At 39.4% G+C, this 14078-nt stretch carries 14 protein-coding genes and 1 pseudogene; 8 read left to right on the top strand and 7 right to left on the bottom strand.

The annotated features are described in order from the left end of the window. The first annotated feature begins 44 nt into the window (after positions 1-44). Positions 45-1169 carry an SUMF1/EgtB/PvdO family nonheme iron enzyme gene (locus SYN7502_RS03445; RefSeq protein WP_015167495.1) on the top strand — a complete coding sequence of 375 codons (1125 nt, stop codon included), beginning with the start codon at positions 45-47 and terminating at the stop codon, positions 1167-1169. Positions 1170-1286: 117 nt separating this feature from the next. Continuing rightward, a complete protein-coding gene (locus SYN7502_RS03440) occupies positions 1287-1715 on the top strand; it encodes an inactive serine/threonine-protein kinase VRK3 (protein ID WP_015167494.1) in 429 nt (142 codons plus the stop codon). On the opposite strand, the pseudogene SYN7502_RS20405 reads toward SYN7502_RS03440, so the two are convergent. The 4 genes and pseudogenes from SYN7502_RS20405 to SYN7502_RS03425 all read right to left on the bottom strand — a co-directional run. Continuing rightward, positions 1712-2137 (bottom strand): annotated as a pseudogene (locus SYN7502_RS20405) (IS5 family transposase); the annotation flags it as partial. The gene SYN7502_RS03440 and the pseudogene SYN7502_RS20405 sit on opposite strands and share 4 nt — an antisense overlap. 176 nt (positions 2138-2313) lie before the next feature. Further along, positions 2314-2490 (bottom strand): transposase, encoded by a 177-nt coding sequence (locus SYN7502_RS20400; RefSeq protein WP_081581074.1) that lies wholly within the window; start codon positions 2488-2490, stop codon positions 2314-2316. A gap of 44 nt (positions 2491-2534) precedes the next feature. Next, on the bottom strand, positions 2535-3119 hold the full coding sequence (locus tag SYN7502_RS03430; RefSeq protein WP_371257776.1) for a transposase: 585 nt from the start codon (positions 3117-3119) through the stop codon (positions 2535-2537). After that, complete coding sequence (locus SYN7502_RS03425; protein ID WP_015168729.1) at positions 3073-3384, bottom strand: transposase; 312 nt, start codon at positions 3382-3384, stop codon at positions 3073-3075. Before SYN7502_RS03425 ends, SYN7502_RS03430 begins: the two co-directional genes overlap by 47 nt. A 34-nt stretch (positions 3385-3418) precedes the next feature. Between SYN7502_RS03425 and SYN7502_RS20395 the strand changes: the two genes are divergently transcribed. From SYN7502_RS20395 to SYN7502_RS20875, 3 genes are read left to right on the top strand one after another with little or no spacing between them, the layout of a single operon-like run. After that, positions 3419-3922, top strand: coding sequence for a helix-turn-helix domain-containing protein (locus SYN7502_RS20395; RefSeq protein ID WP_015167991.1), 504 nt, complete (start codon positions 3419-3421; stop codon positions 3920-3922). Between the two features lie 2 nt (positions 3923-3924). Beyond that, positions 3925-4491, top strand: a complete 567-nt coding sequence (locus SYN7502_RS20390; RefSeq protein WP_015168490.1) for an IS630 family transposase — start codon at positions 3925-3927, stop codon at positions 4489-4491. Next, positions 4449-4598, top strand: coding sequence for a hypothetical protein (locus SYN7502_RS20875; RefSeq protein ID WP_246829021.1), 150 nt, complete (start codon positions 4449-4451; stop codon positions 4596-4598). Before SYN7502_RS20390 ends, SYN7502_RS20875 begins: the two co-directional genes overlap by 43 nt. A gap of 546 nt (positions 4599-5144) precedes the next feature. Here SYN7502_RS20875 and bchD read toward each other — a convergent pair. The 3 genes from bchD to SYN7502_RS03405 all read right to left on the bottom strand — a co-directional run bounded on the left by bchD (position 5145) and on the right by SYN7502_RS03405 (position 9331). Beyond that, entirely contained in the window at positions 5145-7124 is a 1980-nt protein-coding gene (gene bchD, locus SYN7502_RS03410; protein ID WP_015167493.1) for a magnesium chelatase ATPase subunit D, read from the bottom strand. Positions 7125-7283: 159 nt separating this feature from the next. Beyond that, positions 7284-7448: an HNH endonuclease gene (locus SYN7502_RS18695; protein WP_246829019.1), complete on the bottom strand. Its 165-nt coding sequence runs from the start codon at positions 7446-7448 to the stop codon at positions 7284-7286. 500 nt (positions 7449-7948) lie between these two features. Next, positions 7949-9331, bottom strand: coding sequence for an aldehyde dehydrogenase (locus SYN7502_RS03405; protein ID WP_015167491.1), 1383 nt, complete (start codon positions 9329-9331; stop codon positions 7949-7951). A 247-nt stretch (positions 9332-9578) separates the two neighbouring features. On the opposite strand from SYN7502_RS03405, the gene SYN7502_RS03400 reads away from it, so the two are divergent. The 3 genes from SYN7502_RS03400 to SYN7502_RS20870 all read left to right on the top strand — a co-directional run bounded on the left by SYN7502_RS03400 (position 9579) and on the right by SYN7502_RS20870 (position 14051). Further along, positions 9579-12119 carry a TIGR03960 family B12-binding radical SAM protein gene (locus SYN7502_RS03400; RefSeq protein ID WP_015167490.1) on the top strand — a complete coding sequence of 847 codons (2541 nt, stop codon included), beginning with the start codon at positions 9579-9581 and terminating at the stop codon, positions 12117-12119. A 235-nt stretch (positions 12120-12354) separates the two neighbouring features. Beyond that, entirely contained in the window at positions 12355-13107 is a 753-nt protein-coding gene (locus tag SYN7502_RS03390; RefSeq protein ID WP_015167489.1) for a YkgJ family cysteine cluster protein, read from the top strand. 518 nt (positions 13108-13625) lie between these two features. Further along, positions 13626-14051 carry an IS5 family transposase gene (locus SYN7502_RS20870; RefSeq protein WP_068841717.1) on the top strand — a complete coding sequence of 142 codons (426 nt, stop codon included), beginning with the start codon at positions 13626-13628 and terminating at the stop codon, positions 14049-14051. Positions 14052-14078: the final 27 nt, after the last annotated feature.

Here is a 14078-nt window from a genome sequence, read left to right as displayed (position 1 = left end):
TTCAGTTATTTGTTCAGTTAGTTTAGATTTTTAGTCAAGCCAAGATGAATTCATCTGTTAAAACCCTGATTCAGAAAGACTTTTTGGATTGCCGTAGCAATACTTTATCTCTATTTGAGAAGTTAGATTATCAAGTTTTCTCAACCCAGATACATCCCGAATTTAGTCCCGTAGGTTGGCACCTTGGACATATTGCTCAGGTTTGGGATGATTGGATAGTAGTTAAGTACGCGGATTTAGCTCCCACCAAGCCAGAGTATAGACAGTTATTTACGGTGGATGGATTGACAAAGTCGGAGCGAGTGGGATTACCGCAAATATCTGAAGTACTTGATTATGTGAATTTGGTGAGCGATCGCCTGCTAGGTTACTTAGAATCTAGCTCGTTATCCCAAGAAGAAGAAAAGTTGTGGCAATGGTTGATTCAACATGAAAGCCAACACGCTGAGACCATAGCTATAGTTTTACAGTTGCAGGGTCAACTTCCATCCCCAATTATATTAACTGATGGATTAACTGAAAGTCTGAAACAAAGCCTGAGCCAAATTGGTGAGCCTGAACTAATTACAATTCCCTCTGGGTATTTTACGCAAGGTAGCGATCGCCCTAATGCTATGGATAATGAGAGTCCCGCCCATGCAGTGTATGTGGATAGTTTTAGGATTGTTGCCCATCCTGTGACACAAGGACAATATCAAAACTTTATAAGTGCGGGTGCTTATTGCGATCAAAAATGGTGGAGTCAAGCGGGATGGCAATGGTTACAAAAGGAGCAGGTATCAAAAGCCTTACATTGGCAGATTTTTGGCGATCATCCTGACCGTCCAGTTTGTGGGCTTAATTGGTATGAGGCTAAGGCATACGCTAATTTTGCAGGTATGAGATTACCAACAGAAGCAGAATGGGAAAAAGCAGCTAACTATTTGGGCGATCGCTTGCTTGGTAAAAGTCAAGTCTGGGAATGGACATCTAGTTTATTTCATCCCTATCCGAATTTTCTGCCCTATCCATATTCTGGGTATTCCAGTCCCTATTTCGATCAACAACACTATGTGCTTAAGGGCGGCAGTTGGGCTAGTAGTTCCTATACTTTGCGATCGTCTTTTCGGAACTGGTACCAACCCCATGTACGCCAAATATTTGCTGGACTGCGCTGTGTCGAGCTATAAAGTCTACTTAAAAAAGCACCTAAGATTGCGAATAGCGGGTTAAATTTCTGAGCCTCTCACTGGTAAAATATATTAATATGGCTATAACAGCCTTAAACGACAGGGAAATTAATAGTTATGAGCCTGTGCCTTGCCTGTATTACTGTCAATCATTCCAATGCCAATTTTTGCGCTAAGTGTGGAGCAAGATTATTAATTCAAGATCGCTATCGTGCGTTTAAGGTAATCGGGCAGGGTGTTTTTGGTAAAACTTTACTAGCACAGGATGAGGGTAAGCCATCGAAACCTAAATGTGTAATTAAGCAATTTACTTATACTGGCGTAGGAATGCAGAAAGCCAGCGAACTTTTTCAGCAAGAGGTAGAACAATTAGAAAAGCTGGGCAAACATGCTCAAATTCCTGAACTTTTGGCACATACTGAACAAGAGGGGCGACAATACCTAGTACAAGAATTTATAGACGGACAGAATATTGCCCAAGAACTGAGGGAGCAAGGAGCCTTTAACGAAACCAAAATTCGTGAGTTTCTCTTAGAACCCATTTAAGAATTCACGGGGGACAAATTTCTGAGCATTATGCGGATTAAAGACAAGTATACAAAGGACTCAGACATTTTTTCATGATATTCATAGTCTTTACTCAGCCTCCGACATTTACCTAACCATGCGAAGGTTCTCTCTACTACCCAACGTTTCGATTCCACTATAAATCCCTTCTGATTATCTGGACTTTTACTTACTTCCCAGACCCAATTAAAGTTTTCTTTAACCCAATCTGTCATCTCTGCTCCAGAATATCCTTTATCTACTAATATCTTTTTTAGTCTTGTCAATGGATATTTTAAGCTTTCTAATAGTAACTTTGCACTGGCTCGTTCTCCAATGTCAGCAGTGTGTACAACCACTCCTACTAATAATCCCAGAGTATCTACGATAATATGCCGTTTTCTACCCTTGATTTTTTTGCCTCCATCAAAACCTCAGCTCCCTGCACTTTCCGTTGTCTTCACCGTTTGACTATGTAGACTTGCCAAACTTGCTGTTGCTTCTCTTCCATCCTCTATCCTTACTCGTTCACTTAATTTCTGATTTATCTCTACCATTAACCCGATGAATGTCCATCTTCGGAAGTAGAAATATACGGTTAATCATGCGGTAAGTTTTTCCATGTACAGCCATTTTTGAATATGTAGAAAATACCATTCACGACTTCTCGCTTATCTACAATTACTGGTCTATCTAGCTTTGATGGGGTTAGTAGCATTCCTCCAATTATTTCCCATTCCTGATCTGTTAAATCACTGTCGTAGCTTTGGCGCATTTTTTATTACTAATATTTTTTCTTTACCAAGTATAGAGCCTGTTTCATATCTCATGAGTAGCAATTGTTTTTAGCATCAAGCGAATAAAGCAAAGATTGAGTTTAGCTGTAGCATTAACGAGAGTTCTCTCAAAGTTCTTAACTAAGATTTTGCATCTTTCAACCCAAGCATTTGACCTTTCAATTACCCACCTTGTCGGCACAACTACAAACCCAGACAGACCTTTTTCTGCCTTCTGTTGCTTTGATACCTTAGGAGAAATTTCAAACCTAATCTTAGTCATAATCTCAGGATAAACCTTCTGTAAATCAGTCGTCAATTTTTCGATATGATAACCACTATCCAGCAATATCGTAGTTAGGGTAATGTCATCTGGCTTCGATTTGAAGTAATCAATGTTAAACGTTAACATCTCAATCAGTCCTTGGTCATCTGATACATTTGCTCTTGTTAAATAGGTAAAGAAAGGAAATCCCAGTATGTCAACGGCTAAATGTCTTTTGATCCCGTTAGTTGCTTTGTAGGAGCAGAAGCCCTTGGATTCTATACTTGCATTACAGGTATTTTTCACTGCTTGTGAGTCAATGATGATTAAAGTTGTCCATTTTGATTTTTTTTGACTGTTCACGGGCTGTTGCATGCAAAGCTTCCATAATCGCAGTAAATGTACCTGTATCTTTCCACTCCTTGTAGTATCGATACACTGTAGAGAATGGTGGTAAGTCTCGGGGCATATCTCGCCAATTACAACCGTTTTTGAGTTGGTAGAGTATGCCGTCTAAAATTTGTCTTTTTGTCCAAGTTGGCGGTCTAGTTTGCTTTTTCTTTGGGAGCAATGGTTCTATAATTTCCCATTCTTTATCTGTTAGGCTACTTGAGTATGGATTTAGCATTTTCTAAGTATCATACATCTTGCTCATAATAGATATGAAACAGGCTCTATACAAATTAGAGATCAGCGAAAGTGAAGAAGAGCTAAAACATATGCTGAGAGTGCAAAAGACCGCATCAGATAAAGAAAGAATTCAGATGCTGTATCTGTTAAAAACAAAACAAGCAAGCACAATCCAGACAGCATCGACAATACTGGGACGGCATCGAGTTACATTGCAAGATTGGTTAGGGAATTATCGCAAAGGGGGAATAGTAGGACTATTAGGACATAAACCTAGAACAGGGCGAAAACAGAGTATTCCACAATGGGCGCAGAAAGCATTGATAAAAAAGCTGGAAGAAGCAGAAGGCTTTGAAAGTTATGGGCAGATCTGCCAATGGTTAGAGAACCAATTAGGAATCAAATCAAACTATAAAACTGTGCATCATCTAGTCCGATATCGGCTGAAAGCCAGACCGAAAGTGACACGTCCAGTCAGCGCAGGAAAGTCAGAAGAGCAAGTAGAAGCATATAAAAAAACCTTGCCAGTATTATAAGCATGATTGCTTGGTTTGGCATTAATATAATCGGACTAAATGGCAAAGTGAGATTCTTTTGTCAAGATGAAACACGAATTGGGTTAAAGACAATTAGTGGAAGGAAGATCACAGCAAGAGGAGTCAAACCCAAAGGTAAAGTTCAGTGGCAGTTTAAGGCAACTTACCTCTATGGAATTGTAGAACCATCAACAGGGGAAAGCTTTTTCTATGAATTTACTCACCTTAATAGTGAATGCTTCCAAGTATTTCTGAACTTAGTAAGCGCATATTTTCAAGGTGACATCATCGTTATGCAAGTGGATCAAGCAGGAGCACACAGAGCAAAACGGTTAAAGATTCCTAAAAATATTATTTTGCTATTTCAGCCTGCCCATGCACCTGAGACTAATCCCATTGAAAGAGTGTGGCAGCATTTCAAATTAGGGTTGAGGTGGAAACTGCCAAAAGATCTTGACCAGTTGCGTGCATTAATGCGGGAAAGGTTAGAAGTTATGACTCAGGAGGTAATTGCTTCGATTGTTGGGTGGGATTATATTTTAGAAGCTTTATCTGTAGCTCGTATTTAACGATTTGGTATAAGGTATCAAAGCAAAAGCAGGCAGAAAAAGGTCTGTCTGGGTTTGTAGTTGTGCCGACAAGGTGGGTACTTGGGTTGAAAGATGCAAAATCTTAGTTAAGAACTTTGAGAGAACTCTCGTTAATGCTACAGCTAAACTCAATCTTTGCTTTATTCGCTTGATGCTAAAAACAATTGCTACTCATGAGATATGAAACAGGCTCTATAGTCCTCACAAGAATTCATCAAGTCTGCCCGTATAAATCGCTCCAAATACGTTTTCCCAGATGACATATTTGGGCTTTGCCTCATCGATAACGCTTGACAAATCTTCCTAGCCCTCGGCATCCATATTCTCTACTGGTTATGCCCATAATCATGATTAACAATATCAACCACAGTCTACGCCCAATTGCTTCTCGAAAATCTGGTATTTCTTTTAGATAATCAATTAGACTCTTTTCCGATTTTTTATACTATCTTTAGCTGTAGTATTCTAACTCATATTTATTGCCTAGTCTTTTCATTCTAGTCTTTTCATTTTTATGAAGAATGAAACAATCCTCGGGATCTTCTGGGGGGGTGGAGATACAGCGCACGCAGGGGTTCCAACCTTGTACCTGATACTACACAAACCTATAAAAAACTGTAAATTAGTAAAAGTTAATTCCGCATATCATTAATTGCATTTCTAGTGACATTGGCGATCGCTTGATCGGAAGCTTTAGGTAGATGATAATACTTGCCTGCTGCCGCCGCTGCTAACTCTTTAGCAAATCCTGTAGAAACAAATTTATTCTCAGTATCAATCACTAATAGGGCTATTCCCAAAGCTCTAACTTTTTTGGCAATTTCTAAAAGCTCTTCTTTAATATTCGGTTTATTTTCTGGATCAATTGTTTCACCTAGCGATCGCCCTAAGGAAATATTTCCCCTACCATCCGTAACGGCTACGATCATTACCTGCCCAATATCTCCAGATGCTTTGGCGTTGATACCGACACGGACTGCTTGGGTTAAGCCATGTGCCAAAGGTGATCCACCACCACAGGGTAATACATCTAATCTAATTTTTGCCGCTTCAATAGAACGCGTAGGTGGTAAAAGTACCTCTGCCTGTTCACCCCGAAATGGAATTAAAGAAACTTGATCTCGATTTTGGTATGCTTCAGTTAAAAGTCTTAATACTGCTCCTTTGGCTGATTGCATTCGATTCAATGACATTGATCCAGAAGCATCCACCAGAAATATGACTAATGCTCCTGCTTTCCTTGCTAATTTCTTAGCACGAATATCAGGGTTTTCCACAATCACTTTACGATGAGGGTTCCTTAAACGGCGTGCTTTTTGATAGGGAGCGCAAGCTCTTAATGTGGCATCGACCGCTATGCGATCACCCTTACCTTGAGGTAATACGGGTTTAATGTAGCGTCCTCGATCTTGGGAATAAATTAAACTTCTCGAGCCAGAATTTCCTTGTTTAGTAAAAGTTTGAGCAAAATACATTACCTCTGGATCAAGAATTACTCCCTCTGGATCAAATAAAAACTCTTCAGGTATGCTAGGTGGCTCTTGGGTTTCTTCTGGCTCTTCTTCATCCTCTGGTTCCTCAGGATTTTCTTGATCTTGATTAGAGTTTTGAGGAGGTGGGGGTGGAGCATTAGGTGGTTGAGGTTGCTGTTGTTCGGGCTTGATGGTTGAGCGGGAAACAATTACTAATTCGACGGCAGTACGCAAATCATCAGCATTGACATTTACTCTGCTATCTAACGCTGCCAAAGCTTTTGCTACTCTTAGAGCAAATAGTTCTGCTCTATGTCCCTGAACTCCGCCCCGAATTGCTTCTTGGACTAAATAATTAATCTGAGCCGAGCTAATTTGAACATCCTTTAACCATTCCCTCGCTAAAATAATTTGGGTACGCAGATTGTCTAAATTCCCTTGATATTGAGCTAAAAAACTTGCGGGAGAATTAGCATAACTGATCGCCATATCCACCGCTTCTACCCGATCATCTATACCTAAAACCTCATCGGCTGATAAATGAATAGCAATGCGATCCAGCAAATGTTTCCCTAAAGCTCCTTCTTCGGGATTATATGTAGCAATAAGAATTGGCTCACAGGGGTGCTGAAAACTTATGCCTTCACGTTCGATTTGGTTAACTCCATTACTTAAAGTTGCGAGTAAAAGATTAGATATTTGGGGATCAAGTAAATTAATTTCATCCACGTACAGTACCCCCCGATTAGCTTCTGCTAATAAGCCAGGTTGGAAGATGGTTTTGCCCTGCTGCACCGACTTTGCCACGTCCACCGATCCTATTAATCTATCTTCAGTTATACCTAAGGGAATTTGGATAAAAGGGGCTGGAATTACTTTTGTTTCGACTATATCTGGGTTTGTAGCTGAATCCCACGTTTCAGGCTTGGTTGGATCGCAGTTACTAATAGAGTTTGCCACAATTTCAATCGGTGGTAATAAAGCATGAACTCCCCTTGCTAGGACTGACTTAGCTGTTCCTCTACGTCCAGCGATCGCTACTCCCCCTAGCATTGGATCAATAGAGGCTAAGAGTAATGCAGTTTTAATTGCTTCCTGCCCTACCACAGCACTGATAGGAAATGTTAGATTCTGTCCCATGCCAAATACACTAGTTTTTTTACAAGCCTTATAAGCATAACCTAGCTTAACTTGTATTATATTTTAAGCCTAAGAATACATAGCTCAGACGGTTAGAGCATCACGTTAAGATCGTAATAAGAAGTAATCTAAATAACTCTCCGCAAACCAACTACTGAATCAGTCACTAAAACGGCGTTGAAATCTGGGATCGTGCTTATTATACCTATGCCTATTGCAAGCTGAGCATAAAGTTTGTAAGTTACTTAAATCATTAGTTTCACATTGGGTTAATGGAATAATGTGATCGAGTGTTAGTTTTACTTGAGCTTGATTTTTCCGCAACTCTGACAAATATAAAGACAAAACCTTCAACAGCAAAGTTTAATTGCCATCTCTACACTTTATACTTGCAAGTATGTGAGTTATCTGCGCTTAGACAAGATCTTGATCGTTTGAGTCACGACAGTGTAAGCCAATTATTCCTCTGGTAAATATTAGACCTCTTGCGAAACTCTTAGGATAGAGTAAAAGTATAAAATTTAGGAAAACCAATTAATGCTTTAAGTAAAAAGCCATTAGAAGAGTTCAATAGGTATTGTGGAGTTCAAAAAGATACATTCATAAAAATGGTGAAAATAGTTACTAAAGCTAAACGGAGCAGTGCAGGCAAATTCTCCATATCTAGTTCGGTAAATTTGCTTACTCTACCCATAGACAAAAGTTTTGTTCGTATAGTTGAGAACTTGTAGAAGATTGCTCAAGAGATTGATGGGATGCGATCGCCATAGTTATTGTGAGAATATCAACTAGGCTCTAATCCTAAATATAGGCATTTCTGATCTTTAGTTTATTAGCTTTTTCATTAATTCAAAGCTAATTTTATACGGTGGGTATCGCCATTTTAGATCGAAGAGAAATGATTTTTTAAGAATGCTTTTACGATGGGAAAACGTATCAAAGGATGCCTTACCGTGATAGCTGCCTATACCACTATTACCGATGCCACCAAAGGGTAATTCTGGTGTAGAAAGATGCATGATTGTATCGTTGATGCAGCCACCACCAAAGGAGATTTCACGAATAAGTCGATCTTGATTTTGCTTGTTAGTCGAAAAGAAATATAGAGCTAGGGGACGAGGTTTGGCATTTACATAGGCGATCGCTTCATTCAAATTTTTATAAGTAAGTATCGGTAAAATTGAACCAAATATCTCTTCTTGCATGAGATTGGTATCTAACTGATCGGCATGAACATCAATTACAGTTGGAGCAATATATAGGGTTTGGCGATCACTGTGTCCACCGATAATAATTTGAGCTTGATCTATATCTTTGATTAATCCAATTAGGCGATCAAACTGACGCTGATTAATTACACGGGCATAGTCGGGGCTTTGTTGGGGTTGATTACCGTAAAATTCCTGTAAATAGTGCCTAATTTTAGCTATGACAGCGAACTTAATAGATTCATGGACTAAAACATAGTCTGGGGCAATACAGGTTTGTCCTGCATTATAAAACTTGCCCCAAATCATGCGTTTTGTCGCTAAATCCAAATCACATTCGGCATCAATAATGGCGGGGCTTTTACCACCGAGTTCGAGGGTTACAGGTGTAAGTTGCTTGGCTGCTGCCCCCATGACAATTTTTCCCACCTCAGTACCACCCGTGAAAAAGATATGATCAAATTTCTCTGCTAAGAGTGCCTGACTGGTTTCCACTTCCCCTTGGACTACGGTTAAAAATCTAGGATCGAAATTCTCACAAATTAATTCTGCAAGCAAGGCTGAGGTATGGGGCGCATATTCTGAGGGTTTAATTACGGTACAATTCCCCGCCGCGATCGCGCCAATTAAGGGGGCAATAGCAAGCTGAAAGGGATAGTTCCACGGACTAATAATTAAAACTACGCCGACAGGTTCAGTGTAAATATAGCTGCTGGCAATGAATTGACTGAGGGGAGTTGGTACTTTCTGCGGTTTGACCCAACTTTTGAGATGCTTGAGTGTATATTTAATTTCCCCTAGGGTGACTAAAATTTCAGAACCATAAGCCTCGATCGCTGGTTTGTGTAAATCTGCTTTGAGGGCATCTAAAGTTCTGCGATCGTTATTTTCGGTAATTTTCGCTAATAGCTTTAATTGCTCCAGCCGAAATTTAAGCTCTTTAGTCACACCCGTATTGAAGAACTGCCTTTGGGTTTCAACGATTTCGGGAATACTCATGCTAAGAATTTAATTTGAGAATACATAAGAATAATATTTCAAAAATTATGAGAGAGCGAATATTAAGGGAATATAGTGAGAGCAAGAAAGACTTTACTCGTATTGATCTTAAAGGCATCAATTAAGATAATGTGTGTCTTAAAAATGTTGATTTATCTCAAATCTGAAATATGGCAATCTTAAATATTCGATTTTAATGGATGACTCGGCTAAAATTTCAGTGTCTCCTATTTGTTCTTATTGGATTATGTCTGCACCTATTTCTGAGTTAATCACGGCTGATATTCTTAAACCTGCTCGGTATTTAGGTAATGAACTGGGGGCTGTGCATAAACCTTGGGAGTTGGCATTAGTGCGCTGGTGCTTGACCTATCCAGAAATCTATGAAGTGGGAGCCTCTAATTTGGGGCATATTATTCTTTACAGTATTTTAAATGCTCAATCGGGACAACTGTGCGATCGCTCCTACTTACCTGCTCCTGATTTAGCTCTTAAGCTGCGTGAAACTCATACACCTCTATTTGCAGTTGAGTCTCAACGTTCCCTAAGGGAATTTGATATTTTAGGATTTAGTCTTAGTTATGAACTAGGAGCCACTAATATTCTGGAAATGCTGGACTTGGCACATATTCCCCTTACTTGGCAGGAACGTAACCAAGAAGGCAATGCCATAGATCATGTTCCATTAATTTTTGCGGGTGGACAAACTGCTACCTCTAACCCTGAACCCTATGCTGACTTTTTTGATTTTCTTGCCCTAGGGGATGGGGAAGAACTGTTGCCTGAGATTGGGGAGGTCATAAAACTGGGCAAATTAGCAGAAAAATCTCGCCTAGAGTTATTGCTGGATTTAGCTCAAGTGGATGGGGTGTATGTACCACAATTTTATCGTTACCAAGATGGTGCCGTAATTCCCAACCGTGGTGATATTCCTGCCAAAATCCTGCGGCGAGTGGCTGCGCCTATGCCTGAACATAGTATTGGATTAGTACCTTTAGTAGAGACAGTTCACGATCGCCTGACCATCGAAATTAGAAGAGGTTGTACTAGAGGATGTCGGTTTTGTCAGCCCGGAATGCTCACCCGTCCAGCTAGGGATGTCAAACCAGAGGCTGTGGTTAGTACCATTGAAAGGGCAGTGAAGGAAACAGGTTATAATGAGTTTTCCCTTTTATCCCTTTCCTGTTCTGATTATTTGGCATTACCCTCCGTGGGTATGGAAATTAAAAATCGCCTTAAAAATCAGCATATTTCCCTTTCGTTGCCCAGTCAAAGAGTCGATCGCTTTGATCAAAATATTGCCAATATTCTGAAAAGTGAAGATGGCAGACAGCAGGGTTTAACCTTTGCCCCAGAGGCGGGAACCCAACGTTTACGAGATGTAATTAATAAAGGACTTACCGATGAAGAACTCCTACGGGGCGTAAAAATTGCTTACGAACAGGGTTGGAATCAAGTTAAGCTCTACTTTATGATTGGCTTACCCACGGAAACCGATGAGGATGTAATTGGCATTGTCGATACGATCGCCTTATTACAAGAGGAATGTCGCTTACCAAATCGTAAAATTCTCAATGTGCATCTGACTATTTCCAACTTCACCCCTAAACCCCATACTCCATTCCAATGGCACCAAGTTTCGCCAGAGGATTTTTTGCGTAAACAGAAACTGCTTAAATCAGAATTTCGGAAGCTACGGGGGGTAAAAGTGAACTATACCGATGTGCGAATTTCAGCAATGGAAGATATTCTGGGTCGGGGCGATCGCCATTTAGGAAAAGTGATAAAAACCGCATGGCAACTAGGGGCAGGAATGGATGCTTGGTTTGAAAATGCGGAACGGGCTTTTGGAGCTTGGCAGCAGTCCCTAGAACTAGCAGGTTTAACTTGGACTAGTCCTGACTTAAATATGGATCAGGTTTTACCTTGGGATCATATTGATACGGGGATCGATAAAAATTGGCTAAAGGAAGACTGGCAAAAGGCGATCACTGCAGTTACCGTTCCTGATTGTTCCTTTCATGGTTGCTCTAAGTGTGGAGTATGTAGCCCTGACTTTGGACATAATATTGTTATTCCTGCGCCTCCTATTCCTGAATTTTTGGGGAATGCAAATCAGAAGGCATCAGAACCTGTGCAGAGAATTAGAATTACATTTGGTAAATTAGGTAAATTGGCTTTAGTTTCCCATCTGGATTTAATCAGACTATTAGAGCGATCGCTACGCCGAGCCGAAATTCCCATGGCATTCAGTCAAGGTTTCCATCCCACGCCTAAGTTTTCCCTCGCCAGTGCCTTAGCTTTGGGTGTTACCAGTTCGGGTAAAATTGCCGATTTTGAACTCTCAGAAACAATGGATATTCTGGAATTTAGGGAACGGCTATCTTCTAAGCTACCTGCGGATATGCCGATTTATGCAGTTGAGCAAATAGATCTAAAAGCGATTTCGGCGGAACGAGCCATTACTAAGGCTGAATATATTCTTACATTTAATGAAATTGATCGGAATGTTTTGGATCTGGCGATCGCTCAGATTAAAGATACCACCTCTATTCTGATTCCTAAAACCTCAAAATCAGGGCATGAATACATGATGGAAATCCGCGATCGCCTATATTTGCTAGAGTCAATTGATGGTGAGTCTTTAAGGTATGTGGGTAGTCAAACTCCTGACGGTTGGATTCTCAAGCCCGATCAAGTTATGTTCATGATTAACCAAATGATTACTCTAAATTCTTCCGATGCGCTAATCAAACTTACTCATATCCATCGGGTTAGCCTATCTTAAAATTCGGTTTAAAATTTATAGGGAATTTGGAGGATTGCACTAACCCATAAATTGAGGAATTTTTGGATTTGAGCTTTGGTTGCAGGCATACTTAAATAGTCACAACGATTGCGGTCGGTAGACATAGTATTTGCGATCATGGCAATCTGAATTTCATCTATGACGATAAAATCAATCTGGCAAATATTGAGTATGTTAGAGTTGAAGCCAGATAAACTAAAACTAGAAATAAGTAATGAATGCTGTTGAAGTCCTAAAATCTGAAATCCAGCAAGTTTATAATCAACTTGACTCATTTATAGAAACGTGGATAGAAAATTACACCTCTTCTGGCGGTCAAGTATTTTGTCACAAAGGCTGCAACAACTGCTGTGATCTTCCTGTTAGCATAACTCTCGCGGAAGCATTATTGATTTCTGATAATTTCAATAATGATGTAGTAAATGAAGATAAGTTAAGAACTTACTTAGACAAGTTAATTAAATATGTAAAAGAAAGTAAGAGTGAATTAGATTACTTAAAGTCTCGTCGTATTAACATAGGGATGTGTCCGTTACTTAATGGAGAAGGAGCTTGTTCAATTCATAAAAAGCACCCTATTCCTTGTAGAAAGACTTTATCGGTTTTGAATCATCAATTTTGTAAAGCTGAGGCAATAAACAATTTACCACCCTTAGAAGTTCGTAAATATCTTGATAAAGTCAAATCCATTTCAGATGTTACAGGAGGAAGAGGGCATTATGTTTCTGAAACTTCTAATTTAGGTAGCTATCTTCAAAATTCATTGAGAGGCAACACCAAAAAACTATTGGGTTTTGACATCTTTGGTGATCTGGCATTGATGGTTTTTCTTGCTAAACAAGAAGAATTTATTAAAGTTGTTACGACCAAGAATGTTAGAAAAGTTACAAGATATCTGCAAGATAATAATCTACTGCATCCATACATTATTTCAATTGAACAAGCTAAAGCTAAAGGCTTTGGATAAAAACAATATTTTCTAAATCAATGATGAAATGTAAACTTTGTCTTTCCTATCATCCAAAGCTTGTTAAAGCACATATCATTCCACAGAGTTTTTATAATCGTTCTGCTAATAGTCCTTGGGGAATACATGAAGAAAGAAGTCCTTATAGAGTAATTAGGGTTGACAAAGGAATACTAACCTCAAAAAGATCTCTAAAGGGAATTTATGATCCGACTATAGTTTGCAGTGAATGCGAGAAAAAATTTGACCAATTTGATAAACATGGATACGAAGTTCTATCAAAATCATTTTTGAATAAGATAATTCAGTATGATCTTTTGACTAACCAACCTCTTTATTTAATTGAGGATGTTGATTTTTATAAATTAAAACTTTTCTTTCTATCAATGCTATGGAGAGCGCACGTATCTTCACAGCCTTTGTTCTCGTCTGTGGATTTAGGCACGCATGAGCCAATATTACGTTCATATAGAGCCTGTTTCATATCTATTATGAGCAAGATGTATGATGCTTAGAAAATGCTAAATCCATACTCAAGTAGCCTAACAGATAAAGAATGGGAAATTATAGAACCATTGCTCCCAAAGAAAAAGCAAACTAGACCGCCAACTTGGACAAAAAGACAAATTTTAGACGGCATACTCTACCAACTCAAAAACGGTTGTAATTGGCGAGATATGCCCCGAGACTTACCACCATTCTCTACAGTCTATCGATACTACAAGGAGTGGAAAGATACAGGTACATTTACTGCGATTATGGAAGCTTTACATGCAACAGCCCGTGAACAGTCAAAAAAATCAAAATGGACAACTTTAATCATCATTGACTCACAAGCAGTGAAAAATACTTGTAATGCAAGTATAGAATCCAAGGGCTTCTGCTCCTACAAAGCAACTAACGGGATCAAAAGACATTTAGCCGTTGACACTCTGGGTATTTAACAAGAGCAAATGTATCAGATGACCAAG

Source organism: Synechococcus sp. PCC 7502, from assembly GCF_000317085.1.
Lineage (GTDB): Bacteria > Cyanobacteriota > Cyanobacteriia > Pseudanabaenales > Pseudanabaenaceae > PCC-7502.
This window is presented reverse-complemented; position numbering and strand designations above follow the sequence as displayed.

Excerpts from the sequence above, each read along its gene's own strand:
- SYN7502_RS03445 (WP_015167495.1), top strand. The coding sequence starts at position 45 with ATGAATTCATCTGTTAAAACCCTGATTCAGAAAGACTTTTTGGATTGC.
- SYN7502_RS03440 (WP_015167494.1), top strand. The coding sequence starts at position 1,287 with ATGAGCCTGTGCCTTGCCTGTATTACTGTCAATCATTCCAATGCCAAT.
- SYN7502_RS20400 (WP_081581074.1), bottom strand. The coding sequence starts at position 2,490 with ATGCGCCAAAGCTACGACAGTGATTTAACAGATCAGGAATGGGAAATA.
- SYN7502_RS03425 (WP_015168729.1), bottom strand. The coding sequence starts at position 3,384 with ATGCTAAATCCATACTCAAGTAGCCTAACAGATAAAGAATGGGAAATT.
- SYN7502_RS20395 (WP_015167991.1), top strand. The coding sequence starts at position 3,419 with ATGAAACAGGCTCTATACAAATTAGAGATCAGCGAAAGTGAAGAAGAG.
- SYN7502_RS20390 (WP_015168490.1), top strand. The coding sequence starts at position 3,925 with ATGATTGCTTGGTTTGGCATTAATATAATCGGACTAAATGGCAAAGTG.
- bchD (WP_015167493.1), bottom strand. The coding sequence starts at position 7,124 with ATGGGACAGAATCTAACATTTCCTATCAGTGCTGTGGTAGGGCAGGAA.
- SYN7502_RS03405 (WP_015167491.1), bottom strand. The coding sequence starts at position 9,331 with ATGAGTATTCCCGAAATCGTTGAAACCCAAAGGCAGTTCTTCAATACG.
- SYN7502_RS03400 (WP_015167490.1), top strand. The coding sequence starts at position 9,579 with ATGTCTGCACCTATTTCTGAGTTAATCACGGCTGATATTCTTAAACCT.
- SYN7502_RS03390 (WP_015167489.1), top strand. The coding sequence starts at position 12,355 with ATGAATGCTGTTGAAGTCCTAAAATCTGAAATCCAGCAAGTTTATAAT.
- SYN7502_RS20870 (WP_068841717.1), top strand. The coding sequence starts at position 13,626 with ATGCTAAATCCATACTCAAGTAGCCTAACAGATAAAGAATGGGAAATT.